Source organism: Frankia sp. AgKG'84/4, from assembly GCF_023242965.2.
Taxonomy (GTDB): Bacteria; Actinomycetota; Actinomycetes; order Frankiales; family Frankiaceae; genus Frankia.
The window spans coordinates 1-1,230 of the sequence record NZ_JALKFU020001142.1 but is presented as its reverse complement, the minus strand read 5'-3'; the positions used below and the strand labels follow the sequence as shown (position 1 = coordinate 1,230).

General features: G+C 74.2%; 2 protein-coding genes. Both read right to left on the bottom strand.

Going from position 1 to position 1,230, the window contains the following annotated elements:
- The coding region (locus MXD58_RS27940; RefSeq protein WP_374616750.1) for an ATP-binding cassette domain-containing protein at positions 1-378 on the bottom strand (378 nt) is incomplete at its 3' end.
- Between the two features lie 145 nt (positions 379-523).
- Entirely contained in the window at positions 524-1,165 is a 642-nt protein-coding gene (locus tag MXD58_RS27935; RefSeq protein ID WP_248837613.1) for a response regulator, read from the bottom strand.
- Positions 1,166-1,230 lie beyond the last annotated feature (65 nt).

Genomic DNA, 1,230 nt, shown 5'->3' with positions numbered 1-1,230 from the left:
GTCCAGCCCCGCGAGGGCGGCGAGCGCGGCGAGGTTGCGCCGGCCGGAGAGCGCCGGGTAGAGCGCCGGGCTCTCGATCAGCGCGCCGACCCGCGGCAGGTAGGCCGTCGGCGACCGCAGCGGCTCACCGAGGACGCTGCCCTGCCCGCCACTGGGCCGGACCAGGCCGAGCAGCATCCGCAACGTCGTCGTCTTGCCAGCGCCGTTGGGCCCGACAAACCCGGCGACCGCCCCCTCGGGAATCGTGATGTCCAGGCCGCTGACCACGGTCCGCCGCCCATACCGCTTGGTCAGGCCGCGCACGTCGATGGCGACCTGCTCGGGCGGCGGGCTGGGATGGGCGGGCGCCATGGGGCGTGGCCCGGTCGTTGTCGTCATGCCGATCAGCGTCCCGGCCGGGCGGACTCCCGTCGTCCGTCACCGAGCGGCATCGGGCTACGCAGTCGGACGCAGTGCGTCCGACTGCTCGGTGTGGTGCAGCGCGCGGAGGCCCGACGGTTCTCTCTGCGTGACGATTCGCTAACTAGGCGAGGCCGGCCTGGTTGGCGAGGACGGCCAGTTGGGTGCGGTCGCGGGCGGCGAGTTTCACCATGACCCGGCTGACGTGGGTGCGGGCGGTCGCCGGGCTGATGACCAGCTCAGTGGCGATCTCGTCGTTGGACAGGCCGCGGCCGACCAGCCCCATCACCTCGCGTTCCCGGACGGTGAGGCTGCGCAGGTCGGGGGCGTCGACGCTCGGGCGGCGGGCGAAGGTCTCGATGACCAGGCGGGTGACCGTGGGGGACAGCAGCGATTCGCCCGCGGCGACCACCCGGATCGCGCGCAGCAGGTCCGCCGGCTCCGCGTCCTTGAGCACGAAGCCCGCCGCGCCGGCGCGCAGGGCCTCGAAGACGTACTCGTCCACCTCGAAGGTGGTGACCATGACGACGCGGGTCGTGGCCAGTGCCGGGTCCGTCGCGATCATCCGCAGCGCCGCCAGACCGTCGAGCACCGGCATCCGGATGTCGAGCAGCACGACGTCCGGGCGGGTGGCCCGCACGGTGTCGACGGCCCCCCGGCCGTCCTCGGCCTCGCCGACGAGTTCCAGGTCGTCCTCGGTCTCGATGAGTACCCGCAGACCCAGGCGCACCAGCGGCTGGTCGTCGGCGATGACGACCCGGATCACCGGCGGGCCGCCGCGGGCCGGACGGGCAGCTCGGCGCGGACCTGCCAGCCGCCGCCCGCCGGGCC